Source organism: Zooshikella ganghwensis DSM 15267 (genome assembly GCF_000428585.1).
GTDB classification, from domain to species: Bacteria; Pseudomonadota; Gammaproteobacteria; order Pseudomonadales; family Zooshikellaceae; genus Zooshikella; species Zooshikella ganghwensis.
This window is the reverse complement of sequence record NZ_AUAF01000391.1, coordinates 1-1284: the sequence shown is the minus strand read 5'-3', so window position 1 is coordinate 1284 and position 1284 is coordinate 1. Positions and strand designations below refer to the sequence as shown.

The following is a 1284-nucleotide window of genomic DNA, read 5'->3' as shown; positions in this document are numbered from 1 at the left end:
CCTGTGACAATACGACGTTGATAACCGCATTCTCGCAGTTTCTATCTTTGGTACAACCTACGACTCTCAGCCAAAAAGTGTCCACAGTATTGACTATTGATACTTACTGCTATTTACACTTTCTTATTTCAGTAATCCATGCACATTTATACTTTTAATGAAGTATTATTCCTATGTTTACGCGATATAACAGCGCCCAAAAAACCCAATAAAATAAGTAAAAACGAACTCGGTGCAGGCACAGGTGTTGGATCTAAACAATCGCTACACTCTGCAAGTGTAACATTAAACCAATCTTGATTAGGCAGATTACCATATTTTTGAGTTAATGCTGTTTTCCAATCATTCGAAGGATCATGCATTTTCCATTCGAAGTTCGTTTTTGTTACTGTAAAATCCACTAACTCATCAACGCCTATCATACCTACATCATTATAAGCAATTTCATACCCCCATAGCCAACCAATCAATGGTGCAACTTGGTACGCATCATCTTTTGCGGTTTTAGCGTTATCTCCCATCTTTTCACTAATGAGGCATACTAGCCAAGTTTCGAATTGCAACTCTAGTTTATTATCTGCTTCTGTCTTTGCGTCAAGCATAAATGTACTTGGTTTATCGTAGAAAGTAGGGAATTCAGACTCATCATAATATGGTTTAAAGTCAAATGGATCACCTTGATATCCGCCAGGAGGAGTATCAATAAGTGGTACTGGAAGTGCAGACCCATCATGGTATTTTTTAGGGGTGGGGTCATCGAAAATATTGATCGATTGAATATAGTGGTATTCTCTATTGGTTTTAGTTGCCACAAATTGACCATCAATTTCAACCCCCGCTAACCACATTGTTTTATAGGGATCATATTTGTCAATTTCCATTGTCCCACATTTTACACCATCACAGAACACATCTTTTGTTTCAATAGGAACTGCATTAGCAACTAATGGGAAGCCTATCGCTGAGATAATTATTGACATATTTGACAATGATTTTTTCATAGCCAAGACCTGATTTCAGATATTTATTATTTTCCTTAAACTTAATATTTTGCCTCCCCTTGGTTTCAACTAATAAGTGCAATTCTTAATTAGCGAGTAAATCGACTCGCCACCCTAAAAACATTCCATTCGGTGATTTGAAATTCCTTGTTGCCCTCGGGCGTTCATTCAAACGATCCATTACAAATTGAATATCTTCATCACTCACTTTATTAAAATCCGTGTCCTTTGGAAAATACTGTCGTATCAAGCCATTCGTATTTTCATTCGTGCCACGTTCCCA

At 37.1% G+C, this 1284-nt stretch carries 1 protein-coding gene and 1 pseudogene; both read right to left on the bottom strand.

Going from position 1 to position 1284, the window contains the following annotated elements; genetic code table 11:
• Positions 1-146: 146 nt before the first annotated feature.
• Positions 147-1001: a PEP-CTERM sorting domain-containing protein gene (locus F607_RS0127265; RefSeq protein WP_027710497.1), complete on the bottom strand. Its 855-nt coding sequence runs from the start codon at positions 999-1001 to the stop codon at positions 147-149.
• Between the two features lie 85 nt (positions 1002-1086).
• Positions 1087-1284 (bottom strand): annotated as a pseudogene (locus tag F607_RS35055) (IS30 family transposase); the annotation flags it as partial.

What these genes read in the sequence shown, in the direction of transcription:
- F607_RS0127265 (WP_027710497.1), bottom strand. Translation starts at nt 1,001, where the DNA reads ATGAAAAAATCATTGTCAAATATGTCAATAATTATCTCAGCGATAGGC.